The organism is Sulfitobacter sp. PS-8MA (assembly GCF_040933935.1).
GTDB lineage: Bacteria > Pseudomonadota > Alphaproteobacteria > Rhodobacterales > Rhodobacteraceae > Sulfitobacter.
Window position 1 is genome coordinate 117016 of record NZ_JBFQYJ010000005.1, and the last position, 23217, is coordinate 140232.

General features: G+C 62.7%; 24 protein-coding genes. 10 read left to right on the forward strand and 14 right to left on the reverse strand.

Features of this window, described 5'->3' with window-relative positions:
- Positions 1–47 precede the first annotated feature (47 nt).
- The 6 genes from AB4M76_RS03565 to AB4M76_RS03590 form a co-directional block, all read right to left on the reverse strand.
- Positions 48–1466 (reverse strand): aldehyde dehydrogenase family protein, encoded by a 1419-nt coding sequence (locus tag AB4M76_RS03565; RefSeq protein ID WP_368440431.1) that lies wholly within the window; start codon positions 1464–1466, stop codon positions 48–50.
- A 98-nt stretch (positions 1467–1564) separates the two neighbouring features.
- On the reverse strand, positions 1565–2509 hold the full coding sequence (locus AB4M76_RS03570; RefSeq protein ID WP_368440432.1) for a helix-turn-helix domain-containing protein: 945 nt from the start codon (positions 2507–2509) through the stop codon (positions 1565–1567).
- Positions 2510–2648: 139 nt separating this feature from the next.
- Complete coding sequence (locus AB4M76_RS03575; protein WP_368440433.1) at positions 2649–3962, reverse strand: TRAP transporter large permease; 1314 nt, start codon at positions 3960–3962, stop codon at positions 2649–2651.
- Positions 3959–4462: a TRAP transporter small permease gene (locus AB4M76_RS03580; protein WP_368440434.1), complete on the reverse strand. Its 504-nt coding sequence runs from the start codon at positions 4460–4462 to the stop codon at positions 3959–3961. Before AB4M76_RS03580 ends, AB4M76_RS03575 begins: the two co-directional genes overlap by 4 nt.
- Before the next feature lie 58 nt (positions 4463–4520).
- Entirely contained in the window at positions 4521–5540 is a 1020-nt protein-coding gene (locus AB4M76_RS03585; RefSeq protein ID WP_368440435.1) for a TRAP transporter substrate-binding protein, read from the reverse strand.
- 137 nt (positions 5541–5677) lie between these two features.
- Positions 5678–6283, reverse strand: a complete 606-nt coding sequence (locus AB4M76_RS03590) for a MarR family winged helix-turn-helix transcriptional regulator (RefSeq protein WP_368440436.1) — start codon at positions 6281–6283, stop codon at positions 5678–5680.
- 25 nt (positions 6284–6308) lie between these two features.
- Between AB4M76_RS03590 and AB4M76_RS03595 the strand changes: the two genes are divergently transcribed.
- The 8 genes from AB4M76_RS03595 to AB4M76_RS03630 are packed head-to-tail and all read left to right on the forward strand — an operon-like array spanning position 6309 to position 14615.
- On the forward strand, positions 6309–7259 hold the full coding sequence (locus tag AB4M76_RS03595) for a 2Fe-2S iron-sulfur cluster-binding protein (RefSeq protein WP_368440437.1): 951 nt from the start codon (positions 6309–6311) through the stop codon (positions 7257–7259).
- Between the two features lie 12 nt (positions 7260–7271).
- A complete protein-coding gene (locus tag AB4M76_RS03600; protein ID WP_368440438.1) occupies positions 7272–8606 on the forward strand; it encodes an aromatic ring-hydroxylating dioxygenase subunit alpha in 1335 nt (444 codons plus the stop codon).
- On the forward strand, positions 8603–9082 hold the full coding sequence (locus AB4M76_RS03605; RefSeq protein ID WP_368440439.1) for an aromatic-ring-hydroxylating dioxygenase subunit beta: 480 nt from the start codon (positions 8603–8605) through the stop codon (positions 9080–9082). The genes AB4M76_RS03600 and AB4M76_RS03605 overlap by 4 nt, the downstream gene beginning before the upstream one ends.
- Positions 9079–10704 (forward strand): AMP-binding protein, encoded by a 1626-nt coding sequence (locus AB4M76_RS03610; RefSeq protein ID WP_368440440.1) that lies wholly within the window; start codon positions 9079–9081, stop codon positions 10702–10704. Before AB4M76_RS03605 ends, AB4M76_RS03610 begins: the two co-directional genes overlap by 4 nt.
- Positions 10701–11870 carry a thiolase family protein gene (locus tag AB4M76_RS03615; RefSeq protein ID WP_368440441.1) on the forward strand — a complete coding sequence of 390 codons (1170 nt, stop codon included), beginning with the start codon at positions 10701–10703 and terminating at the stop codon, positions 11868–11870. Before AB4M76_RS03610 ends, AB4M76_RS03615 begins: the two co-directional genes overlap by 4 nt.
- The gene (locus AB4M76_RS03620) at positions 11867–13114 is read left to right on the forward strand and encodes an SDR family NAD(P)-dependent oxidoreductase (protein WP_368440442.1); all 1248 of its coding nucleotides are present in this window, start codon (positions 11867–11869) and stop codon (positions 13112–13114) included. The genes AB4M76_RS03615 and AB4M76_RS03620 overlap by 4 nt, the downstream gene beginning before the upstream one ends.
- Positions 13111–13893, forward strand: coding sequence for a cyclase family protein (locus AB4M76_RS03625; RefSeq protein ID WP_368440443.1), 783 nt, complete (start codon positions 13111–13113; stop codon positions 13891–13893). Before AB4M76_RS03620 ends, AB4M76_RS03625 begins: the two co-directional genes overlap by 4 nt.
- Positions 13890–14615 carry an SDR family NAD(P)-dependent oxidoreductase gene (locus tag AB4M76_RS03630; protein WP_368440444.1) on the forward strand — a complete coding sequence of 242 codons (726 nt, stop codon included), beginning with the start codon at positions 13890–13892 and terminating at the stop codon, positions 14613–14615. Before AB4M76_RS03625 ends, AB4M76_RS03630 begins: the two co-directional genes overlap by 4 nt.
- A gap of 411 nt (positions 14616–15026) precedes the next feature.
- On the opposite strand, the gene AB4M76_RS03635 is transcribed toward AB4M76_RS03630, so the two are convergent.
- The 8 genes from AB4M76_RS03635 to AB4M76_RS03670 all read right to left on the reverse strand — a co-directional run bounded on the left by AB4M76_RS03635 (position 15027) and on the right by AB4M76_RS03670 (position 22555).
- Positions 15027–15920, reverse strand: a complete 894-nt coding sequence (locus AB4M76_RS03635; protein WP_368440445.1) for a DUF2189 domain-containing protein — start codon at positions 15918–15920, stop codon at positions 15027–15029.
- A gap of 160 nt (positions 15921–16080) precedes the next feature.
- The gene (gene ccoP / locus AB4M76_RS03640; RefSeq protein ID WP_368440446.1) at positions 16081–16959 is read right to left on the reverse strand and encodes a cytochrome-c oxidase, cbb3-type subunit III; all 879 of its coding nucleotides are present in this window, start codon (positions 16957–16959) and stop codon (positions 16081–16083) included.
- Positions 16950–17120: a cbb3-type cytochrome oxidase subunit 3 gene (locus AB4M76_RS03645; protein WP_368440447.1), complete on the reverse strand. Its 171-nt coding sequence runs from the start codon at positions 17118–17120 to the stop codon at positions 16950–16952. The genes ccoP and AB4M76_RS03645 overlap by 10 nt, the downstream gene beginning before the upstream one ends.
- A gap of 4 nt (positions 17121–17124) precedes the next feature.
- On the reverse strand, positions 17125–17901 hold the full coding sequence (ccoO, locus tag AB4M76_RS03650; protein WP_368440448.1) for a cytochrome-c oxidase, cbb3-type subunit II: 777 nt from the start codon (positions 17899–17901) through the stop codon (positions 17125–17127).
- A gap of 5 nt (positions 17902–17906) precedes the next feature.
- Positions 17907–19559 carry a cytochrome-c oxidase, cbb3-type subunit I gene (gene ccoN, locus AB4M76_RS03655; RefSeq protein WP_368440449.1) on the reverse strand — a complete coding sequence of 551 codons (1653 nt, stop codon included), beginning with the start codon at positions 19557–19559 and terminating at the stop codon, positions 17907–17909.
- Entirely contained in the window at positions 19556–19732 is a 177-nt protein-coding gene (ccoS, locus tag AB4M76_RS03660) for a cbb3-type cytochrome oxidase assembly protein CcoS (RefSeq protein ID WP_174858099.1), read from the reverse strand. The genes ccoN and ccoS overlap by 4 nt, the downstream gene beginning before the upstream one ends.
- On the reverse strand, positions 19729–21858 hold the full coding sequence (locus AB4M76_RS03665; protein WP_368440450.1) for a heavy metal translocating P-type ATPase: 2130 nt from the start codon (positions 21856–21858) through the stop codon (positions 19729–19731). The genes ccoS and AB4M76_RS03665 overlap by 4 nt, the downstream gene beginning before the upstream one ends.
- A gap of 250 nt (positions 21859–22108) precedes the next feature.
- Positions 22109–22555 (reverse strand): Rrf2 family transcriptional regulator, encoded by a 447-nt coding sequence (locus tag AB4M76_RS03670; RefSeq protein WP_368440451.1) that lies wholly within the window; start codon positions 22553–22555, stop codon positions 22109–22111.
- An 82-nt stretch (positions 22556–22637) separates the two neighbouring features.
- Between AB4M76_RS03670 and AB4M76_RS03675 the strand changes: the two genes are divergently transcribed.
- Together AB4M76_RS03675 and AB4M76_RS03680 are read left to right on the forward strand one after the other, a co-directional pair.
- Positions 22638–22793, forward strand: coding sequence for a hypothetical protein (locus tag AB4M76_RS03675; protein ID WP_368440452.1), 156 nt, complete (start codon positions 22638–22640; stop codon positions 22791–22793).
- The gene (locus tag AB4M76_RS03680) at positions 22790–23197 is read left to right on the forward strand and encodes a group III truncated hemoglobin (RefSeq protein ID WP_368440453.1); all 408 of its coding nucleotides are present in this window, start codon (positions 22790–22792) and stop codon (positions 23195–23197) included. Before AB4M76_RS03675 ends, AB4M76_RS03680 begins: the two co-directional genes overlap by 4 nt.
- The last annotated feature ends 20 nt before the right edge of the window (positions 23198–23217 follow it).

Consider the following 23217-nt stretch of genomic DNA (forward strand, 5'->3'; position numbering starts at 1 on the left):
CACTGAATACAAATCGTCCGGCGCCGCGAGGGGCGTCGGGCAGCACGTCAGGCAAAGATCACCTGAATGTCGGTGTACTCTTTCAATCCCTCTTCGCCGAATTCGACGCCAAAGCCAGATTTCTTCACCCCCCCGAACGGCGCATTGGGCTGGATCATACCGTGGCTGTTGATCCAGACAGAGCCGCACTCCATCCGCTTCGCCACATCCTTGGCGGCCTCCTTGTTTGTCGACCAAACCGAGCCGCCAAGACCCACATCGAGCGCGTTGGCCTGTGCCAATGCGTCTTCCAGATCGGTGTAGCGGATGATCGGCAGGGCGGGGCCGAATTGCTCCTCATAGACCAAAGGATCATCAGCGCTCATGCCCGCGATGATTGTAGGCGGATAGAACAGCCCTTCGCCCGGGGTGCCACCGAGTAGCAGCTGTCCCCGTTCTTTGGCCTGGTCAACCAGCCGCGAAAGCTTGTCGAACTGCATCTGGTTCTGCACGGGGCCAAGCATGCTATCTGCCTGCGTGCCCTCGCCGACTTTGATGTTGCGCGCATAGGCGACCAGCGCGTCACAAACCGCGTCGTGGATGTCATCATGTACATAGAGCCGCTTCATTGCAGCGCAGGTCTGTCCGTTGTTGATGAACGCGCCCCAGAACAGGTTTTCCGCAATCGCCTGCGGGTCGGCATCGGGCAACACAATGCCAGCGTCATTTCCGCCCATCTCTAGGGTCAGGCGTTTCATCGTCTCGGCGCTTGATTGCATGACCTTCTGCCCGGTGCCGCAAGACCCGGTAAAGACGATTTTTGCAATGTCCTCATGAGCCGACATGGCCGCCCCCATGTTGAAGGCACCATCTGCGGCGCTGACGGAATTCACCACACCGGCGGGCAAGACTTCGTTCATCAGTTCGACCAGGCGCAATGACGCGAGCGGCGTCATCGGGGACGGCTTGCTTACCACCGTATTGCCGCTGCGCAGCGCGGGCAGGATATGCCACACGGCAATCAGCACTGGGAAGTTCCATGGGGTAATCGATCCGACGACTCCCAAAGGTTTGCGGTACATTTCAACCCGCCCTTCGGGCGTATCCTGCAACATCTCCATTGGAAGAGACAGCCCTGCCGTATAGCGCGCCCAGGCGACGGCGCCACCCAACTCCCACTGGGACCCAATGCCGCCCAAGGGTTTGCCTTGTTCGGCGGTGATCAGTTGCGCAAGTTCCTCGGCATGGGCCTCAATCTTATCCGCGACAGCGTTGCAAGCTGCTGCACGGTCTTCATCAGACATAGCCGACCAGCTTGGAAAGGCTGCCTTGGCCGCTGCGACCGCACGATCCAGCTCTGCGTTACCGGCGTCGGGCGCCGTACCTGCCTGACCACCGGTGCCTGGATTGGCCACCGCGTAACGCGCGTCTGTGTCGATGCGTTGCCCGTCGACAATCAGGCCAATGGTATCAATCGTATCTTTCATGATGTCCTCCGCTATCACGTTCCGGCATCACGCCGAGACGCCTCCTTTGCCTGAGTTTAGACATTTCATCGGTGGCATCTTGGGCAAACACGACAGTGTTATTGGAGGATCGCGCCACCATCTTGGGTGCGTTCAGCGATGTCGCCCGGCGTCATGCCGTACCGCTGTCTGAAAGCGCGGTAAAAATGTGACAGGTCACTGAAGCCGCAAGCATAGGCGCAGTCAGTGATAGAGGCAGTGCGGAGTTTGCGCGTTGCCAGCTCCGTGTGCGCCTGTGTCAGCCGCAGGTGCAGCAGGCGCTGTCCGGGGGTTTCACCCAAAGGCTTGAAATAGCGCTGCAAACTGCGCAGCGAGATGCCCAATTGTTCGGCAAGTGTACTGGGCCCAAAATCTGGATTTCGGTAATGTTGGCCTATCAGTTGCAAGGCGCGTTCAATGACTTGGCTGCGTGGATCAACGTCTTGACTGCGTCGCTCGTGGAAATAGGCGCCCATCAACCCATAAAGCGTTTCCCTCAGTTGCAAACCGATCTCGGTTTGACACTGCAACATCTTCACCAACACCGCGCGAAGCGCCATCCATAGGGGGTCTTGGCGGTCAATCGCCATGCCACCATTGCAGACATCACCAAATCGCCCAATCATCTCGTCCCGCGGAAGATGAACTGAGATCTGGTGCGCCAACTGCCCATCATACACGAATTGCGACGGCTGCGTTGCATCAACGATGAACATGTCGCCCGGCCGCAACAAAGTCGACATCGCGTTTTGATGCACAACACAATGCCCGACATCTTGAATCAACAGAAAGAAATGCTCGCCCGGATCGCGCCGGATACAGGCCTGTGTGCGGGTCACTTCCTCTACATCGAGCGAAATGAGCGCCGTCTCCAAGCCGCCCATCATGCGCTGGCGTGCCAGCCCGTGCGAGGGGCCACCACGACGCGCTGGTTCAATCTGAAAGGCCCCACAAATCTGCGAAATGTCTTCGCGCAATACTTCGATAGGGATGGCCTCCGTTGTGATCCGGCTTAGTGCTTTCATGTTCAATCCCTCCTCATCAACAGGCAGAATTCTAGCGCTGCCAAACCAACGGGGCGCCCCGTTCATCCCGGACCAGACCTGCCGCATACGCCGCTTTTACCGTCTTTGTCGGGGCCAGTCGTATGCGCAGCGTTTGGCCCTACATCTGGCCGGGCAAAAAAAGCACCAATGCAGGGAAAATCAGCAACAGGATCAAGCGCAGGATATCGACCAGCCAGAAGGGCGTGACCCCCCGGAAGATAGTACCGGTGGAGACATCGCCGACCACACCCTTGAGCACGAAAACATTCAGCCCTACCGGCGGCGTGATCAGGCTGATCTCGGTCACTACAACAACGATAATGCCGAACCAGACCGGATCAAAACCAAGGCTCGTAACCAGCGGAAAAAAGATCGGCACGGTGAGCAGCAGCATCGACATGCTCTCAAAGATGCAGCCAAGGGCGATGTAGATCAGGAGGATCAGCCCCATGACGACCCAGGGGCCGAGGTCAAGCGCCGTGACGGTGGCCAGCAGCCCTTCGGGCAGGCCCGCAAGATTGACGAAATTTGAAAAGATCCACGCGCCGATCAGGACCGAGAAGAGCGAGGCGGACGTCAGGGTGGTTTCCTCCAGCACCTCGCGCAGCCCGCGCCAACTCAGCCCCCCGCGCGCCCAGGCGATGAGGAAGGCGCCGGCCGCGCCCATGCCTGCGGCCTCGGTTGGCGAGAAGGCGAGGTGGATCGGCCAGAAGTCGAGCACGCCATAGAGCCCGCCTATTACCAGCGCGAACAGTGCCAGAACCGACCAGACATGGTTCAGCGCCCGTAGCCGCTCGCCCCATGTGGCACGGGGGCCGGCAGGGCCGGCTTCGGGGTTCACGGCGACCGAAAACCGCACCGCGCAGAGGTAGAGCAATATGCCGAGCGCGCCGGGCACGATGCCTGCGATGAAGAGCGCGCCGATGGAGGTCTCCGTTAGCAGGCCGTAGATCACGAGGATGACCGAGGGCGGGATGAGGATGCCGAGCGTACCGCCTGCGGCAATGGAGGCGGTCGAGAGACTGTCTGAATAGCCGTATTTGCGCATCTCGGGCATGGCAACTTTGGACATCGTGGCGGCAGTGGCAAGCGATGAGCCGCAGATCGCGGCGAAGCCGCCGCAGGCGACGATGGTGGCCATGGCCAAGCCGCCGCGAAAGTGCCCGAGAAAAGCGTTGGAAACCTGGTAAAGCTCGCGGCTGATGCCACCTTTGTTGACGAAAAGCCCCATCAGGATGAACAGTGGGATCACCGACAACCCGTAATCTTGGCTGGTGTCGATGATCAGCCGCGAAACCATGGAGATCGAGGCACGGTAGCTGGTTTCGTAAACCAGTCCGATCATGCCCACGAGGCCCATGGCGAAGGCGATCGGCAGACGCAGCAGGACGAGGACGAAAACGGCGGCAAAGCCGATGGCGGATGCGATCATGGGGCAGGATCCAGAAGTTGCGGCGCAAAGAGGCGCAAAAGCCCGCGCAGGATCAGCACGACGGCGGTGAGATAGGTCATCACCGCGATGAACATGCCGATGTAAAAGGTCGGAATTTCAAGGTATTCAGTCACGTCGCCATAGCTGAGCGCGCGGTAGGCGAGGTCGACAACCCGGCCTGCGGGGAACCACAGCATGACCCCGCAAGACAGGGTCACCAGCCCGTCGCGCCAGCGTTGCAGACCCCAGCTTTCGAATGGACGGTCCAGCAGATCAGCGGCGATATGGCCTTCGCGGCCCGAGAGGACGGGCAGGGCAGAGAAGACGATCAGCGCGATGCCGATGCGGATCAGTTCGGTCGCGGCTTCGATGGGCGCATTGAAGACCGAGCGCATGATGACGTCGGCAAAGGTCAGCACCATCAGCGCGAAGAGCGCGAGAGAGGCCATCGTCATCGGCAGGGCCGAGAGGGCGGTGGTGAGGCGGATCAAAGAGCGCATGGCGGTTCCCTGGCTGGGGGCCGACCGCGGCTGCGACCGGCCCCTTTGGCGGTGGGGATTACTGGCTGGCCTTCGCCATTTCCTCACGCATCATCTCATAAGCGGCCTGTCCGTCGACACCGGCCTCGTCCAACTCGGCGATCACCTTGTCGCGCACCTTGTCGGCCATCTCGGCAAAGCGGGCCTGATCCTCTTCGGAGGCGGTGACGATCTTGTTGTCGCCGGCGGCCTCGGTCGCTTCTCGCGCGTCAACATCGCTTTGATCCCAAACGGCACCCATCATCCGGCTTGCGGTTTCGCCAAAGACTTCGCTGTCCAGCTTCTGCTGCACGTCTTCGGGCAGGCTGTCGAAGGTTTCTTGGCTCATGATAACCGAGAAAGAGCCACGGTAGAAACCGCCGGGCATCTCATAGACGTTCTTGGCCACTTCGTTGAGCTTGAAGCTAATCCGCTCGCCCATGTTCATCGCCACCGCATCAGCGGCCCCGGAATCGAGCGTCTCATAGACCTTGGGCGCGGGCACCTGAATGCCGACGAGGCCCAATTCCGCGCCCACATCTGCCGAGACACCGCCGCCAAGGCGGGTCTTTAGCCCCTGCAGGTCATCCAGGTTGTTCACTGCCTTGTTGGAGTGGATCTGGCCGGGTCCATGCGTCGTCAACGCAATAACTTTGACTCCCCGGTGTTCGTCCAACTCAGACAGCATCGCCTCATGCACACGCCAATGGGCGACCGATGCGGCCTCGGCATTGCCCTCGTAGCCGGGGATTTCGACCAGTTTGGTGCCGACGAAACGCCCGGGTGTATAGCCGTGGAACAGGATCGCGATATCAGCGGCACCGTCGAGCAGCAGGTCCATTTGGGCAGGCGGCGGGGCGAGGCCGTTTTTCAGCTCGGTCTCGATCAGCCCATCGCTGGCCTCTGACATCATATCACTGAGCTGCGTGAACATGCCGGTATTGACCGGATGACTCGGCGGCAGCCATGTCGAAATGGTCAATGTCTCAGTGGCGAAAGCACCGGTCGCGGTGCAAAGTGCGAGCGCAGAAGTGGCAATAAACTTGGTGAATTTGGTCATTTGGGCTCCTCCCCATATCGTTCGATATGCCTTGGCGGGGTTCTCCCAAACCCGTCTCGCCAAGTATATGCTTTTTCATGTATTCACATTTAAAGCACGATTGGAACCACTTTTTCAGCAGCGCATGGCCCGGGGGATTACCCTTGCCGATCCTCCTGCGTCTCAAGCGCGGCCAGTAGCGATTTTAGCGCAGGCTTTAACTGAGCGCCCCTGTTTCCGTGAAGCATTTCCATCAAGGCCGCCTCATGTTTCTGCGCCTGCGGCACCAGTTCGGCGGCAAGCGCGCGGCCAGAATCGGTCAGGTAAACGCGCACCCGGCGGCCATCGGCGGGGTCGCTGCGGCGAACCAACAGGCCGCGATCTTCCATTTGGGCGATGATGCGGGTGAGCCGGGACTGTTCAGCCAAGGCTCGTTTGGCAAGCTGCGTAATCATGGCCCCGTCGGTGTCAGCAAGGCAGGCGAGAACGCGCCATTCCGGCACGCGCAGCCCGGCTTTGCGCACTTTTGCGTGAAATTGCGCACTGGCCGCATCGCTGGCGGCGGCGAGCAAATAGAGCAGGTAATCCGAGACAAAGCCCGGTACCTGCCCTGTGCCATCCTCACGTTCTGTTTTGGTCGACTGCTGCGTCACGCCGTTTAACCCTTTGACGTTTGGGGCAACGTCGCACCCCGGTGTTCCTAAATGGCGACCAAACGCATGCTTTGCAAGAAAACCCTTGACCGAAACTATATGAAATTTCATATTGTTTGTCACGGGAGGAGTTCACATGTCGAAGATCAACGCAATCGTGCGAGAGGTCACCGCGCTGACCGAGCGCATCAGCGAATTTCGCATTGCTGCCGCCGACGGTGCTGCTTTGCCCGGATGGCAAGCCGGGGCGCATGTGTTGTTTGACCTGCCGGACGGAGACACGCGGGCCTACTCACTGATCGCTTTCGCGCCGATCCCCGAAGCGCCAGAGGAATACCGCATCGCTGTGCAGCGCGAGCCCGCAGGCAAGGGCGGTTCAACCCATATGCATGGGTTAAAGCCGGGGGCTGAGATTACCTGCGCCGCGCCGAAAAATGACTTTCCGCTGACCCCGGATGCGCCTGCTGTGCTGCTCGCCGGGGGGATTGGGATCACGCCGATGATCTCGATGGCGACCGCACAGAAGGAGGCGGGGCAGGCGTTTGAGTTTCACTATTCAGGCCGTAGTGCCGGGCTGATGGCCTACCGTGACGCCTTGCAGGAAGCCTTTGGCGATAACCTGCATCTGCACTGTGATGACGACACCAGCGCACTGGACCTCGACGCCGTGATTGCGGATTTGGCACCAGAGGCGCATCTCTACGTCTGCGGCCCTAAGGGGCTGATTGATGCGACTAGGGCAAAGGCCGAGGCGGCGGGTATCGCCACCGAGCGCATTCACTTTGAGCTTTTCGACGCGCCGCAAGAGCAAGAGGGCGACAGCGCCTTTGAGGTTGAATTGGCCTCAAGCGGTGAGGTCTTCACCATCCCCCCCGGCCAATCGATCATTGATGTGTTGGAGGCGGGCGGCGTCGACGTCATGTACGACTGTCAGCGCGGCGACTGCGGCATCTGCCAATGCGATGTCATCAGCGGCACGCCCGATCACCGCGACGTGGTCCTGTCCGAGGCCGAACGCGCGGCAGGCAATGTCATGCAAATCTGCGTCAGCCGCGCAAAATCACCGCGCCTTGTGCTCGATATCTGAGGGGAGGAACTCATGGGACGTTACGACAGTCCGGCGGCACTGGCCGCCCTCGTGCAGCCACATCAAGTGCACCGCGATATCTACACCGATCCGGATGTGTTCCAGCAAGAGATGAAGCATCTTTTTGCCAATGCTTGGGTCTTTGTCGGCCATGAAAGCCAGACGCCGAACAAGGGCGATTACTTCAGCACCCATATCGGCACCCAGCCCGTCATTCAGGTGCGCCATTCGACGGGCGAGATCCATGTGCTGCTGAACCGCTGCCCCCATAAGGGCACCAAGATCGTGATCGACCGGCAAGGCAACACCGGCAAATTCTTCCGCTGCCCCTATCATGCGTGGAGCTTCAAGACCGATGGCTGCCTCTTGGCCATTCCGCTCAAGAAGGGCTACCAGAACACCGGGCTGGAAGAGACCGACAGCGGCAAGGGCATGCGCAGCGTCGGCGATGTGAAGAACTACCGCGGCTTCATCTTTGCCCGTCTCGCCGAAGAGGGCATCAGCTTTGAAGAGTTCTTTGGCGAGAGCCTGTCGTCGCTCGACAATATGGTGGACCGCTCCCCCGCCGGGCGGCTCGAAGTCGTCGGCCCGCCGCTGCGCTACATGCATCATTGCAACTGGAAGATGCTGGTCGAAAACCAGACCGACACTTGTCACCCGATGGTGGCGCATGAAAGCTCTGCAGGGACGGCGGTGAAGCTCTACGAAGAGATGGGTCTGCCCGAGGATGCGCCCAAACCTCCCGCGATGGAGATCATCGCCCCCTTCATGTCGCCTTACGATTTCTTCGAAGGCATGGGCATCCGCACATGGCCCAACGGGCACGGGCACACGGGCGTAAACCACTCTATCCACTCGGACTATTCCGCCATCCCCGGCTATTTCGAGGCGCTCTGCGACAGCTATGGAGAGGAGAAGGCCAAGGCGATCTTGGATGAGAACCGCCACAACACGGTCTATTTCCCCAATATCATGATCAAGGGGCCGATCCAGCAGCTGCGCGTTTTCATCCCCGTCGCGGCTGACCGGACAGTGGTCGAAAGCTACATCTACCGCCTCGTCGATGCCCCGGAAGAACTGACCGCCCGTACCGCGATGTACAACCGCATGATCAACGCGCCCACCTCCATCGTCGGCCATGACGATCTGGAAATGTACGAACGCGCGCAAGAGGGGCTGATGGTCGACGGGCTGGAATGGGTGAACATCCAGCGCCTGATCGAAGAGGACGAGGATTTCGAGGTGGAAGCTGTCGAAAACGGCACCACCGAACGCCAGATGCGCAATCAATTCCACGCTTGGGTCAAGTTCATGACCATGGGCCAAGAGGAGGAGGCGGCGGAATGACTGTGACGCGCGAAAGCCTGATCGACTTTATCTATGACGAAGTGCGCATGTTGGACGAGGGGCGCTATACCGAATGGCTCGACCTTTGGCTGCCCGACGGGCACTACTGGATGCCGCTGGACTACCAACAGAAAGACCCGATCAACGAGACCTCGTTGATGTATGAGGATATGTTCATGCTTAAGCTTAGGGTCGAACGACTGAACGGCGCGCGCACCTTCAGCCAAAAGCCCAAAAGCCGCTGTCACCATGTGATCCAACGGCCCTACATTGATGAGATGGACACGGAGGCAGGGCGTTTCGTCACGACCACCTTCATGCATTACGTCGAGACGCGGCTGGATGAGCAGCAGTTGCTCGCCGTCACCGCGCGCCATGAGCTGGCGCTGGCCGACGGGCGGCTGCGCATTGCAAACAAACGGGTGGACATCGTCAATTGCGACGCGGCCTTCCGCAACATCCAGTTGCTGCCATGATCGGAGCGGAGACTGACACGGTCTACGCGGCCTTTGCGGACACCGCAGCGCGGCATCCCGAACGGGGTTTTCTGAATGTCCTGCCGGAAACGGCGGAAATCTACGGCATCGCGGCGGGGGAGGTGAGTTATGCCGAAGCCGCGCGTCAGGTTGTGGCCCTGCGCAAGCGCATCTCGGCGGCGGGCTATCTGCCCGGGCAGCGTGTCATGCTGCTGATGGAGAACCGCCCGGCCTTCTTCCTCTGGTGGCTGGCGCTGAACGGCTTGGGCCTGTCGGTCGTGCCGGTGAACCCCGACCTGCGCGCGGCGGAGCTGAGCTATATGATCGACCATGCCGAGCCGGTCCTGGCCGTGGCCATCCCCGCGCGCGGGGACGACCTGCGCGCGGGGGCGCGGCAAGCGGGACGCGACATGCCGGTGATCGCGCCGGAGGATTCCTTGCCCGCGCCCGCCACGCGTGAGGCCATCGCGGCACGGCAGGGCGGCGCAGAGGAGGCCGAAGCGGCATTGCTCTACACCTCGGGCACCACGGGCCAGCCCAAGGGCTGCATCCTGACCAACACCTATTTCCTCGATGCCGGGCGGTGGTACGCCGACACCGGCGGGCTCTGCGCCCTGTCGCGAGACGGCGAGCGCATGATCACGCCACTGCCGATCTTCCACATGAACGCGATGGCCTATTCCTTCATGGCGATGATCGCCGTGGGCGGCTGCCTGACCGCGCTTGACCGCTTCCATCCGCGCAGCTGGTGGGCCTCGGTCCGGGCGTCGGGCGCGACTTGTCTGCACTATCTAGGCGTCATGCCATCCATGCTGATGGGGGCCGAGGAAAGCGCCGCCGACCGCGACCATTCCGTGCGCTTCGGCTTCGGCGCGGGGGTGGACCCGAAACTCCATGCCGCGTTCGAAGCGCGCTTTGGTTTCCCGTTGGTCGAGGCTTGGGCCATGACCGAAACGGGCGCGGGTGCCGTGATCTGCGCCAACCGCGAACCGCGCCGTGTGGGCGAAAGCTGCCTCGGCGCACCCGAAGAGGGGCTGGAGGTCCGGCTTGTCGATGATGCCAGGCAGGAGGCGGATCAAGGCGAATTGCTGGTGCGCCGGGCCGGTGCCGACCCGCGCCGCGGGTTTTTCGCGGGGTACTTCAAGAACGGCGAAGCCACGGATGAAGCATGGTCGGAGGGCTGGTTTCACACTGGCGACATCGTGCGCCGCGCCCCCGATGGGGCGATGTTCTTTGTCGACCGCAAGAAAAACGTCATCCGCCGCTCGGGCGAGAACATCGCGGCGGTCGAGGTGGAATCGACCCTGATGCGCCACCCCGCCGTGGCCAGCGCCGCCGTGGCCGCCGTGCCCGACGCGGTGCGCGGGGATGAGGTGTTCGCCTGTATCGTGCCGAAGGACACGGGCACCGACCCCGCCGTGTTGGCCCGAGAAATCACCGAATGGTGCCTCACCCAGCTTGCCTATTACAAAGCCCCCGGCTTCATCGCCTTTGTCGAGGCGCTGCCGCTGACCGCGACGCAGAAACTCCAACGCGGGGTGTTGAAAACGCTGGCCGCCGACCTGCTGAACGATCCCGCCACGCAAGACCTGCGCGGCATGAAGAAACGGACGGCGGCATGAGGCGTCAGGGCTATGACGGCGTGGTGCTCGCGGCGCCCACCTCGGTGCCCTATGCGCGCTATAGCAATGAGACTGCCCATTGGTGGATCGCCCGCGCCCTGCGCGTGATGCTGGGCAAGGCCGGGATCGCACCGGGGGAGTTGGACGGGTTCTCGGTCTCCAGCTTCTCGCTCGCGCCGGACACGCCGGTCGGGCTGACCCAGCATTTGGGGCTCAGCCCGCGCTGGCTTGATACCGTGCCGACGGGCGGGGCGAGCGGGGTCATCGCGCTGCGCCGCGCCGCGCGGGCGGTGCAGGGGGGCGATGTAGACGTCGTGGCCTGCGTGGCGGGGGATGCGAACCGGATCGACAGCTTTCGCACTCTGCTTAGCGGCTTTTCGCGCTTTTCGATGGACGCGACCTTTCCCTATGGCTTCGGCGGCCCAAACGCGAGTTTCGCCCTGCTGATGGACCGCTACATGCAAGAATACGGCGCCACCCGAGAAGACTTTGGCCGCATCGCCGTGGCCCAACGCGCCAACGCGCTGCGCTATCCCGATGCGCTGATGAAAACGCCGCTGACCCTCGACCAATACCTCGATGCGCGGATGATCTCGGACCCCATCGCGCTCTTCGACTGCGTCATGCCCTGCGCCGGGGCCGAGGCGTTTTTGGTCATGCGCGAGGACGAGGCCGCGCGCCGCAATCTACCCTTCGCCCGGATCAGCGGTACGATTGAACGGCACAACGCCTACCCCGAAGACCCGATGCAACTGCGCGGCGGCTGGGGCGTGGATATCGGTGAGCTCTACGATATGGCAGGCCATGGGCCGGAGGGGGTCGATCTGCTGCAAACCTATGATGACTACCCGGTGATCTCGATGATGCAATTCGAAGACCTCGGGTTTTGCGCCAAGGGGGAGGGGGCCGCCTTTGCCCGCCAGCGCGATCTCACGATCAACGGTGACTTCCCCCACAACACCTCGGGCGGGCAACTGTCCGTCGGACAAGCCGGGGCCGCGGGCGGCTATCTGGGGCTGGTGGAAGCGATCCGGCAGGTGACCGGGCAGGCCGAGGGCACGCAGGTGGCCGACGCCCGGCGGGCCCTGGTCTCGGGCTTTGGCATGATCAACTATGACCGGGGCGTCTGTTCGGCGGCGGCGATCATCGAAGGGGGTGGGGCATGACCGAACCCTTGACGCCGCCCCGAAAGAAGAACCCGCAGAAGCGCGGCAGGGTGCCGACGCTGCCACCCACACAGCGGTCGCGTGCCGCTCTCGGCCTCGCCATTGCCGCCGGGCGCGGTGTCTTTGCGCTTCAGCACTGCGCCGACTGCGGAGCGGTGCAATATCCCCCGCGCGATGCCTGCTGCAAATGCCTGTCCGTCGCGCTGCACTGGCGCGAGACGGACCGCGCGGGCGAGGTGCTGGCCGAAACCACGATACGCGTCTCGCCCGACCCGTATTTCCGCGAGCGGCTGCCTTGGCGCATCGGCACGGTGCAACTGGCCGCAGGGCCGGTGGCCGTGTGCCATCTGCATGGCGAGGTCGGGCGCGGTGATGCCGTGCGGCTGGCGCTGAAACTGGACCGGGCCGGGCAGGGGGTCATGGTGGCCCTGCCGCGAGAGGGAAGCGAATTTATGCAAGACGATTCCGTGCTGCGCGAAATGTCGAGCGATCCGAAACACCGCCGGGTGCTGATCACCGATGCCCGCTCCCCCCTCGCCCTGCCGCTGGCCCAAGCACTCCTGAGCGCTGGCGCGGCGGAGATATTCGTTGGCGAGCCGGAGCATTGGCGCAGGTGGGAAGGCCGCACAGCCTTCGAGGAGATGGAGAACGTCAGCCTTATGCCGCTCGATGTGACCGATGGGGCTTCCGTCTCGCGCCTCGCGGCTGAAATCGGCGGCAAGGTCGACATCCTGATCAACACCGCCCAATTCATCCGCCCCGGTGGGGTGCTGGGCAGTAACACGGTCTTTGCTCGCGAGGGGATGGAGACCAATGTGCTGGGCCTGATGCGATTGGCGCAGGGCTTCGGCCCCGCGATGGCGTCGCGCACGGCGGATGGAGTGAATTCGGCGGTGGCATGGGTGAACGTCCTGTCGGTGGGGGCCGTGGCGCCTGAGGCGGGGTTCGGCGGCTTCGATGCCTCGCAAGCGGCGGCGCGGTCGCTCAGCCAGACGATGCGGGCGGAGTTTGCCGGAGCGGGGCTGCGGGTGATGAATGTCTACACCGGCCCCGTCGATGACGATTGGCACCAACCCCTGCCGCCGCCCAAAGTCGCCCCTCGCGCGCTGGCGCGGACCGTGGTGGGCGGGCTGGTTGATGGATTGGAAGAAATCGCCTGCGGTGACGTGGCCAAGGATGCGCTGGCCCGCTGGCTGGACGATCCGGCGTTGATGGAACGCGAAACGCGGGGGGGCGGCGCATGAGCGATGCAATCACGACACTGGCCGATGCACTGGCAAGCGGTGCTGCAAAAGTCGTCGACCTGACCCACCGGCTCGACCCGGATTTCCCCGTCATCGTGCTGCCGCCCGAGTTCGGCCAGTGCGCGCGGTTTCGGATGGAGGAAGTCTCGGCCTATGATCACCGCGGCCCAGCGTGGAAGTGGCATAACCTCACGCTCAACGAACACACCGGCACCCATTTCGACGCGCCTATTCACTGGGTCTCGGGCAAGGACGTGGCCCATGGCGCGGTGGATGAAATCCCGCCCGAAGCCTTCATCGGTCCGGTCGTGGTGATCGATTGCTCCGAAGGGGCGGCGCAGGACGACGACTTTGAACTGACGCCCGAGATCATCCGCGATTGGGAAACTCAGAACGGCACGATCCCCGCCAACGCTTGGGTGCTGATGCGCACCGATTGGTCGAAACGCAGCGGCGCGAATTACCTCAACATGCGCGAGGATGGGGCCCATTCACCCGGCCCCACGCCAGACGCGATTGCATTACTGCTGGAGCGTGGCATTCGCGGCTTTGGCACGGAAACGGTCGGCACCGACGCGGGGCAGGGGATGCATTACGATCCGCCTTTCCCGGCGCATTACCTGCTCCATGGGGAGGGCAAATACGGGCTGCAATGTCTGTGCAACCTTGATCAACTGCCGCCCACGGGGGCCATGCTGATCGCCCCGCCGCTCAAGATCAAAGGCGGGACAGGCAGCCCGTTACGGGTGCTGGCGCTGATACCGGGAGAGAGACTATGACCAGTTACACAGCCGTCATCACCGGAGGCAGCAAGGGCATCGGCGCCGATCTGGCGCAGCGTCTTCTGGAGCGCGGCTATCGCGTGATCTCCATCGCGCGGGGCAAGCCGGAATGGGAGGCCGAGGGCTGTGAGCATATCGAAGCCGACCTGCTCGATCCCGCCTCCGTCGCTGCCGTCGCTACGGATATCGCCGCGCGCCATGAGGTGACGCATCTGGTGCATAACGCAGGGCTGATCTGGCCCAATCTGATCGAAGAGGCCAAGCCCGAAGACATTACTGGCCTTGCGCAGCTGCACCTTGGTTCCGCCCTGACGCTCCTGCAAGCCTTCCTGCCTTCCATGAAAGAACGGGGTTTTGGCAGGGTGATGTTCAACGCCTCCCGCGCGGCCTTGGGCGCGCCGACCCGCACCGCCTATTCGGCGTCGAAAGCGGGGATGATCGGCATGGCGCGGACCTGGGCGCTGGAATTGGCGCCACATGGGATCACCGTCAACGTGGTGGCCCCGGGCCCGGTTCAGACAGATAACTTTTGGGGCATCATTCCCAAAGAGAGCGAGCGCGAAGCGGAACTGGCCAAGCGCATCCCGGTGGGACGCTTGGGACAGGTTGAAGATGTGACCAATGCATTCTTGTTCTTTAGCGATCCTGCCAGCGGTTTCGTCACCGGCCAAACGCTATTCGTATGCGGCGGGTCGAGCATCGGAACGTTGACGCTGTGAGCCATGCAGGAACAAGGCAGTTATTAAAACCCCGGATCCACTGGTATTCGCTGCGGACTTGAGAAAGTGGAACTGCGAAGTTGCACTAAGCTGTTGGTTTTATGTCATTTACCAACATTGATCTGCCAATGGAATTGACGGTTTTGCTCCCTGCAGTTGAAGGTTTTTCACGGTGTCCAGCCCGATATTCCACTGGGGCAAACAACCGCGCGAACCGTGACAACTCACCATAATTCATATTCTAGGATAAATCGTTGATGGCGGGCCCGCGATGCCGTTCAGCGCCAGTATCAAAAGCGCTTCCTTGCGGGCGGGTTCCTCTGACCCATGGGGCAACGCAGGGTCTGATTGCGTCGCCCCGATCGCTCGATAAAAGCGGCGGGCGCCAAAGCGCCCGCGCGGGCTTTGGGCTCAGGCAGGCCGCACGAACATGCGCTCGCTCTCTCCCTGCTGGCGATCCGCCGGGCGCACGCTGCGGTAGGCATGCCAGGTGGCGTGCCCCAAGACCGGGAAAACGACGATCAAAGCCACGAAACCCGTCGCAAGAGACAGCGCAGTCAGCACGACGACAATTGCCCCCCAGGTGAGCATGACGGGCAGATTGGCCCAGACCATTGCCATGGAAATCCCCATGGCCGACAGCGCATCGGTCCGTTCGGTCAGCAGCATTGGCACCGCGAAAACACTGATCGCGAAGGAAAAAGCCGCAAAGAGAGCGCCCACAGCGCCGCCGGTCACAAGCAGCGCCCAACCGGTGGGGGTGAACAGGAGCATCGGGACCAGCTCATCGGTGCCGGGGAAGTCGACCAGACCGAAGAACAGCGCGTAGATCAGCACTGCCGAGCGTTGCCACAGCAGGAACAGACCGAGCAGCAGCACCCCCATGAACAGCGCCTGATGCTTTGACGCGGGCCGCGCGAACAGCATGCCGCCTATGGTGATCCGCGTCTGCGTCTCGATCCGGCGGCTTTTCTCGTAAAGGCCAACCGCTATCAGCGGACCGACCAGAACAAAGCCCGCCAGCGCCGGGAAAAGCGCATATTCATAGCGGAATTGAAACAGCGCCCAGACCACCAGCGCCGAGATCGCAAAGACCAGAATGCCGTAGAGCAGGCTCAGCGACGGGCGGGTCAGGAAATCCAACCAGCCGCGTTTCAGCCATGTGAAGGCCATGTTTGCCGGCAGCTGCCGCGCATGCGGGCTTTCGCGCGGCAGGGGCGGCACGACTTGCGGGATCACGCCGCCTGCATGCGGGTTGTCAGGGGGCGGTGGGGCGTCGGAATGGTTGGAACGGTCGCTCAGCATGATGGTTTCGCTACACGATTGGCAGCGCCCTCCTTATGCGATGGAAGAAGAACACAGTCGGGCTGCGACCCGATTGCGATGGTGACGAGATGCGCATTCGCCGCGACAAAGCCAGAGACCAGCAAGGCGGCCCCGGCTGCGGCCCAGATACGGGGGCGGGTCATGGCTGACCCTCCGCCGCGCGGCTTTGGATGTAGAGGGTCAGCATCATCCGGTCCGCCTTGGTCAGGCGGCCTTCCCAGGCGGGCATCCAGCCTTGGCGCCCGTCATGGATGGTCTCGAACATCGCCGCATCATCTCCGCCATAGATCCAGGCGGCGTCGGTCAGGTTGGGCGCGCCCATGTCCTGAATCCCCTCGGCATTCTCGCCATGACAGCTCGCGCAGTTCTCCGCAAAGATCGTGGCCCCCTCTTGCAGACGGGCGGCCGGCAGATCCTGTTCCAGCCCGGAAAGCGATTGCACATAGTCCACGACAGTGCGGATCTGTGGTCGGCTCAGCATTCCGTCTCGGCCAAAGGCAAGCATCTGGGCAAAACGGGTCTCCGGATGCGGGGCGTTGATCCCCACCCGCAGGGTTTCCATGATCGTCTCGCTGTCGCCGCCCCAAAGCCAGGCGTCATCCACAAGGCTCGGATAGCCCGGCGCGCCGGCAAGGTCGGTGCCATGACAGGCCGCGCAATTATCGCCGAAAAGCGTGGGCGCGGTTCGCTCGACATGGGCCATCAGCTCGGGGATCTCGCGGATTTCCTCGGCCGAGAGTTCCGCCAGCGGCGCGCGCCAAGTGTCGAGTTCGCGGTAGGCCTTGGCGACCTTTTCTTCGACCACAACCGCCTGATCGTAGTTCAAGAGCCCCTTCCAATAGGTGTTGATCAGCGGCCAGGACGGCATGAACACCCAGTAAACCAATGCCCAGAGATGCGTCACGGCGACGAAGAACCAGACCGCGCGTGGCACGCGGGTGTTCAGTTCTGTGATACCATCCCATTCGTGGCCCGTGGTCTCATGGCCGGTGAGCGGATCGCGTTCTTTTACCGACATGGCCCCTCCTCGTCGTTCAGGACGCTCTGCGCGGCCTTGTCGAACCTATTTCCCAAACTTGGCCAAAAGGCATAGACGGTAATCCCGATCGACAGGGCGATCAGGTAGAACAGCCCAAAGGATTTGGCGATGTTTGACAGTGTTTCATAGCTTAGATCCACGGTCTCATTCCCCCTCAGCTATTTGTGTTTCTTGGGGCAGATCTGTCAGGCCGCCCATGATCTGAAGATAGGCCACCAACGCGTCCATCTCGGTTAAACGGTCGCGCCGGCCATCGAAGAAACGGATGTTCGTGGCCTCGCCATAGCGTTCCTCGACCGCATAGGCCTGATCGCTGTCGGGATAGGCCTGACCGCGGGCATCCTCGGCCGCGTTTTCGATCTGCGCATCGCTATAGGGGACCCCCACGGTGCGCAGGGCCGCCAGACGGCCCGGCAGGCTTGCGGTTTCGAGCGGCGCATCGAGCAGGAAAGCGTATTGCGGCATCACCGATTCGGGCACCAGAGAGCGCGGATCGACGAGGTGCTGCACCTGCCATTCATCCGAGAATTTCTCCCCGACCCGCGCCAGATCCGGCCCGGTCCGTTTCGACCCCCAAAGCATCGGATGGTCGTACTGGCTTTCGACCGCCAGGGAATAGGGGCCATAGCGGTCCACCTCGTCGCGCAGGCTGCGGATCATCTGGCTGTGACAGGCATAGCAGCCTTCGCGGATGTAGATATCGCGCCCGGCCTGTTCCAAGGGCGTGTAGACGCGCATGTCGGGGGCGGCCTCGACCGTCTCGTCAATGCTGAAGAGCGGGGCGATTTCGACAAAACCGCCCACGGCCGAGGCCGCGATGATTCCGATTGTCAGCGCCATCGAGTGCCGTTCGGCACGGTAGTGGCTCCGCGCATGGAATTCGAAGAACTTCGAGAAGGGTTTCAGTAGTTTACGCAACATGGCCATCACTCCGCAGCTGGCACGGCGGGTTCATCCGCTTCGGATTTGGTTGGAAAATCGAGGTCGGGGCGGTCTTGGCGGACCCGTTTGATCGTCATGATCACGTTATAGGCCCCAAGGATGGCCCCGGTGAGGAAGAACCCCCCGCCGATGGTCCGCGCGACATAGTAGGGATGCATCGCCACCAGTGAGTCATTGAAGGAATAGGCCAGCGTGCCGCTTTCGGTATAGGTGCGCCACATCAGCCCCTGGATGATGCCGCTGTTCCACATCGCAAAGACGTAGATCACGGTCCCGCCAAGCGCGAGCCAGAAGTGCCATTCGACAAGCTTCCACGAATACATCGACTCGCGCCGCCAGAGCACCGGCACCAGCGCATAGATCGACCCGAAGGTGATCAGCGCGACCCAGCCCATGGCCCCCGCATGCACATGGCCCACGGTCCAGTCGGTGTAATGCGACAGGGAGTTCACGGCACGGATCGCCATGAAGGAGCCCTCAAAGGTCGACAGCCCGTAGAACACCGCCGCGACCATCATGAAACGCAGCGTCGCGTCGTCGCGCACCTTGCCCCATGCGCCATTGAGCGTCATCAGCGCGTTGCCCGCGCTCGCCCAGCTGGGCACCAGCAGCATCACCGAGAAGGTCATGCCCAGGGTCTGCACCCATTGTGGCACGGCAGTGTAATGCAGGTGGTGCGAGCCGGCCCAGATGTAGAAGAACACGATGCCCCAGAAGCTCAGGATCGAGAGCCGGTAGGAGTAGATCGGACGTTCCGCGCGTTTGGGCAGGAAGTAGTAGAGCATGCCGAGGAAACCGGCGGTCAGGAAGAAGGCCACGGCGTTATGCCCGTACCACCACTGCGTCATCGCATCCTGCACGCCCGAGAAGGCCGAGTAGCTTTTCGCCGCGCCAAAGGAGGCCGGCACCGCGAGGTTGTTGACGATATGCAGCACCGCCACCACCAGGATGAAGGCCATGTAATACCAGTTCGCCACATAGATATGCGGCTCGTTCCGGCGGGCCAGCGTGCGCATGTAGAGCACGAAATAGACCACCCAGACCACCACCAGCCAGATGTCCGCATACCATTCCGGCTCGGCATATTCCTTGGACTGGGTGATCCCCATCAGATAGCCCGAGGCCGCGATGATGCAGAACAGGTTGAACCCCAGCAGCACGAACCAGGGCGAGACATGCCCCGCCAGCCGCGCGCGGCTGGTGCGTTGCATCACGTGATACGACGTGGCGATCAACGCGTTGCCGCCAAAGCCAAAGATCACACCCGAGGTATGCACGGGCCGGATCCGGCCAAAGCTCGACCAGGGCGCGTCAAAGCGAAAGTCGGGCCAGGCCAGTTGCGCGGCGACCCAGACGCCGACCCCCATCGCGATCACCGCCCAGAAGAGCGAAAGCAGGATGCCGATCTTGGTCGGATCGTCGTAATAGCTCGTGCTGCGGTCCAGGGTCGGCTCAGGCGCGTAGAGCGCGTTGCCGACGATAAAGAACAGACCGCCTGCAAAGAACAGGGTGATCCAGCCATGCGTGCCCATGGCATCGCCATGGCCGACGATGGCGAGCAGGAGACCGACAAGCGCCAGCCCTCCCGACAGCAGCATGGCCTGTTGGCGTTCTGCAATGGTTAAGCGTTCCATCATCTCAGTTCATCCTTTCGGGGAGGCATCGGAGTGTCGTCATTGTCATAAAGGATGCGTTCAGCATCGCCTTCGAGGTCTTCATACTGGCGGTTCCTGAGGCTCCAGAAAAAAGCCCCCAGTCCGGTGAGACCCATCACCAGGGTGACCGGGATCAGAAGATGCAGGATCGTCATGCGGGGGCCTCTTGCAGTCGGGGCGCGGAAGCGGCCGCGCGGCGGCGGTTCAGCCGCAGCGAGTTCGCGACCACGGCGATGGAAGAGCCGGACATGGCGATGGCGGCGATCAGCGGCGTCACATGGCCCGCAATCGCCAGCGGCACCGCGATACAATTGTAGGCAATGGCGAGGCCAAAGTTCTGCCGCACGGTGGCCGCGGTGCGCCGCGCCAGCTTGAGCGCCAGTGGCACCGCGTCGAGCGCGTCGCGCAGGAAAACGAAATCCGCCGCCGCACGCCCCGCTTCGGTGGCCGAGGCCGGCGACATCGAAACATGGGCCGTGGCCAGAGCGGCGGTGTCGTTCAGCCCGTCGCCGACCATCAGCGGGCGTTCGCCCCGGGCCAATAGGTCTTGCAAATGCGTGACCTTGTCCTGCGGGGTCAGCCCGGCCTCAGTCTCATCGATCTGCAACTGGGCCGCGACCTGGGCCACCGCAGGGGCCGCATCGCCCGAGAGGATCTCGCTCGGCAGACCGGCGTCGCGCAAAGCCGCAACCGCCTCAGCCGCGCCATCGCGCAGCGTCTCGCGCAGGGGGAAACGCCGCATCTGGTCCCCGGCAAAGGCAAAGGCTGGGCCATCCCCCGCCGCCACTTCCCCGGCGATCTCGGCGACCCAAGAGGGGCGGCCAAGCCGCGCGACGCGCCCGCCTATGCGGCCCTCGACGCCAAAGCCGGGATGTTCGCGCACCTCTTCGACGGGCGTTGCAGAACCGACCTGCGCCGTGGCGATGCAGCGCGCGACCGGATGGGCAGAATAGGCCGCCAGGGCGGCCGTGGCGGCAGTGTCGGGCGTGGCGTCAAGACGGTCTACCAGCACCGGGCTGCCATCGGTCAGCGTCCCGGTCTTGTCCCAGACGGCGCGGGTGGCATTGGCGAGCCGCTCAAGCGCAGAGCCGTCCTTGATCAGGATGCCCTCGGCCATCAAGCGGCTGGAAGCCACCACATGCGCCACCGGCACCGCCAAGGCCAGCGCACAGGGGCAGGTGACGATCAACACGCTGATCGCCACAAAGGCCGCACGGTGCCAGTCGCCGGTGGCCAGCAGCCAGCCGAGGAAAGTGGCGAAAGCGATCAGATGGATCAGCGGCGCGTAGAGCTGGGCCGCCCGGTCCGCAATGCGCACATAGGTGCTGCGGCTCTCTTCGGCCCCGGCCAGCATGCGCATCGACATGGCAAGGAAACTGTCCTCGACAGGGCGCAGCGCCACGGCGTCCACCGGGCCGGTCAGGTTCAGCGCGCCGGCCTCAACCTCATCCCCTGCCGCGACGGCCACCGGGGCGGATTCGCCGGTGACGAGGGAGCGGTCCAGATCGCTGGCCCCGGAGGTGATGCGCAGATCCACCGGGGTGCGCTCGCCCGCAGGAATACGCAGAACCATGCCGGGCTGGATCGCCTCGGCCGCCACCACGCGCAGCCGGCCCTCGGGCGTCACCTCCCAAGCCTCGCGCACCGCCAGCCGCTGCAGGCCCGTCATCGCCGAACGCGCCTTGCCGCGCATGCGGTAATCTAAGTAGCGGCCAATGAGCAGAAAGAAGGTCAGCGTCACGGCGGCGTCGAAAAAGACCTCCTCGCCGCCGCGCAGGGTTTCGAAAATGCTCAGCGCCAGGGCCAGCGCGATGGCCAGGGCAATCGGCACGTCCATATTCATGCTCGCCCGGCGCAGCGCGCCCCAGGCGGAGATAAAGAAGAACCGCGCGGCATAAAGCACGATCGGCAGCGCGATGATGCCCGAAATCAGGTGGAAACTGTCGCGCGTGGCATCGGAGGCGCCGGACCAGACCGCGACCGACAGAAGCATCACGTTCATGGCGCCAAAGCCGCTGACCGCGACGGCTTTGAGCAAGGCGACCTCGGTCTCGTCCTTCGCCTCTGCCGAGAGATCGGCACTGTCGATCACACGGCTGGGGTGGCCGATGTTTTCCAGTTCGGCCAGCAGGGCTGGCAAGGCGTCATCCGGCGCAGCCAATGTCACATTGATCCGCCGCAAAGTGAGATTTGCCCGCACCCGCGCGACGCCGGGCAGGTCTGACAAAGCCCGCTCGATCTTTGCCACGCAGCTGCCACAACGGATCGTGGGCGTGGTCAAGACGACGTCTTGGGCGTGAGCGGAAGGGGCGAGCTGATGAGTGCGCACGGGGGGGTACCTGTTCGTTTGTCGCGTCGATCTAGCAACAGGCTAAAGAGCTGTCTTTGATCTGGATCAAATTGCGCATTTAAAAAACGGAAAATGCGCATCTGCTCTAGCGCAGCGCCCCCGCGGCTTTTGGACCCCGATCGCGCGAAAGACTGGTTGGGCTCGGATGTAAGACCGCCCGGCCCGGGCGGGGCTGCAAGACTTACGGCGTTGAACCCAACTCACGGCGCAGCAGCGCCGCGATATCTTTGCGCGGTCCGACAATATCGGCCAAACTATACCCATCCAAAGTCGCAAAGAAGGCTTCCTGCGCCTCGGCAAGCGGGCCACGAAGCCCGCAAACCGGCAGGATCAGGCAGGTCTTATTGCCCCCGAAACACTCAGCCACCGGCGCGTCTCGCTTGAGGGCGCGCAGGACGGCGCCCACGCTGATCGCTTCCGCCGGCTGGCGCAAGGTTAGCCCGCCGTTGCGCCCCCGCTCGGACCGCAGGAAGCCTTCATGAGCCAGCTGCGTGGCAATCTTCGACAGGTGGTTTTCGGAGATGTGAAAGAGCTTGGCAATTTCCGAGGTCGCCACCCGGTCCGGCGCCCGTGCCGCAAGGGTGATCAGAATGCGAAGCGCATAGTCAGAAAATTTGTCAAGCTGCATGGGGCGTTTAATTAGCATTTGCAATGCGTGTTTAAAAGAGGCAATATATTACGCAATCGCAATGCGCATTATGGAGACCGGCATGACACTTTCAGAAGCCTTCCTCTGGCCCGGCACAAAGGTTTGCGAACGTCTTGGCGTTGACCCCGAAGGGGAAGCAGGCTTGATCCGCTGGATGGTCAACACGCTGGTCTATCTCATCATCAGCCTGATCTTGGTCTGGATCTTCGCCGTATGACAATGCCCCCCCGCATCGCGGTCAGCGAAGCGCAGATCGACCGCGTGGTCGCGCGGTTCTATACTGCCGTCAGACAAGATCCGACCCTGGGGCCGATCTTTGCCGCCCATGTCACCGATTGGCCCGCCCATGAAGCAAAGATCGGGCGGTTCTGGCGTAATGCGCTGTTATTGCAGCGAAGCTATGACGGGAACCCGATGCAGGTGCACCGCGCGGCCGGCAATGTGCATGGGGCGCATTTCCCCCTTTGGCTGGCTCTGTTCGAAAGGGTGCTGAGCCAAGAGCTGCCACGCGACCAAGCACAAAGCTGGTCGGCGCTGGCCCATCGGATTGGCCGGGGCTTGAGCTTTGGGCTTACCCCCAAAGACAGCGCCGACGGTATCCCCCGGCTGTCAGTATTTTAATAACCTGTGGTCCGCGCGCT

Bases quoted from the DNA above. Each gene is read 5' to 3' on its own strand.
- AB4M76_RS03565 (WP_368440431.1), bottom strand. From the start codon at position 1,466: ATGAAAGATACGATTGATACCATTGGCCTGATTGTCGACGGGCAACGC.
- AB4M76_RS03570 (WP_368440432.1), bottom strand. From the start codon at position 2,509: ATGAAAGCACTAAGCCGGATCACAACGGAGGCCATCCCTATCGAAGTA.
- AB4M76_RS03575 (WP_368440433.1), bottom strand. From the start codon at position 3,962: ATGATCGCATCCGCCATCGGCTTTGCCGCCGTTTTCGTCCTCGTCCTG.
- AB4M76_RS03580 (WP_368440434.1), bottom strand. From the start codon at position 4,462: ATGCGCTCTTTGATCCGCCTCACCACCGCCCTCTCGGCCCTGCCGATG.
- AB4M76_RS03585 (WP_368440435.1), bottom strand. From the start codon at position 5,540: ATGACCAAATTCACCAAGTTTATTGCCACTTCTGCGCTCGCACTTTGC.
- AB4M76_RS03590 (WP_368440436.1), bottom strand. From the start codon at position 6,283: ATGAAATTTCATATAGTTTCGGTCAAGGGTTTTCTTGCAAAGCATGCG.
- AB4M76_RS03595 (WP_368440437.1), top strand. From the start codon at position 6,309: ATGTCGAAGATCAACGCAATCGTGCGAGAGGTCACCGCGCTGACCGAG.
- AB4M76_RS03600 (WP_368440438.1), top strand. From the start codon at position 7,272: ATGGGACGTTACGACAGTCCGGCGGCACTGGCCGCCCTCGTGCAGCCA.
- AB4M76_RS03605 (WP_368440439.1), top strand. From the start codon at position 8,603: ATGACTGTGACGCGCGAAAGCCTGATCGACTTTATCTATGACGAAGTG.
- AB4M76_RS03610 (WP_368440440.1), top strand. From the start codon at position 9,079: ATGATCGGAGCGGAGACTGACACGGTCTACGCGGCCTTTGCGGACACC.
- AB4M76_RS03615 (WP_368440441.1), top strand. From the start codon at position 10,701: ATGAGGCGTCAGGGCTATGACGGCGTGGTGCTCGCGGCGCCCACCTCG.
- AB4M76_RS03620 (WP_368440442.1), top strand. From the start codon at position 11,867: ATGACCGAACCCTTGACGCCGCCCCGAAAGAAGAACCCGCAGAAGCGC.
- AB4M76_RS03625 (WP_368440443.1), top strand. From the start codon at position 13,111: ATGAGCGATGCAATCACGACACTGGCCGATGCACTGGCAAGCGGTGCT.
- AB4M76_RS03630 (WP_368440444.1), top strand. From the start codon at position 13,890: ATGACCAGTTACACAGCCGTCATCACCGGAGGCAGCAAGGGCATCGGC.
- AB4M76_RS03635 (WP_368440445.1), bottom strand. From the start codon at position 15,920: ATGCTGAGCGACCGTTCCAACCATTCCGACGCCCCACCGCCCCCTGAC.
- ccoP (WP_368440446.1), bottom strand. From the start codon at position 16,959: ATGTCGGTAAAAGAACGCGATCCGCTCACCGGCCATGAGACCACGGGC.
- ccoO (WP_368440448.1), bottom strand. From the start codon at position 17,901: ATGTTGCGTAAACTACTGAAACCCTTCTCGAAGTTCTTCGAATTCCAT.
- ccoN (WP_368440449.1), bottom strand. From the start codon at position 19,559: ATGATGGAACGCTTAACCATTGCAGAACGCCAACAGGCCATGCTGCTG.
- ccoS (WP_174858099.1), bottom strand. From the start codon at position 19,732: ATGACGATCCTGCATCTTCTGATCCCGGTCACCCTGGTGATGGGTCTC.
- AB4M76_RS03670 (WP_368440451.1), bottom strand. From the start codon at position 22,555: ATGCAGCTTGACAAATTTTCTGACTATGCGCTTCGCATTCTGATCACC.
- AB4M76_RS03675 (WP_368440452.1), top strand. From the start codon at position 22,638: ATGACACTTTCAGAAGCCTTCCTCTGGCCCGGCACAAAGGTTTGCGAA.
- AB4M76_RS03680 (WP_368440453.1), top strand. From the start codon at position 22,790: ATGACAATGCCCCCCCGCATCGCGGTCAGCGAAGCGCAGATCGACCGC.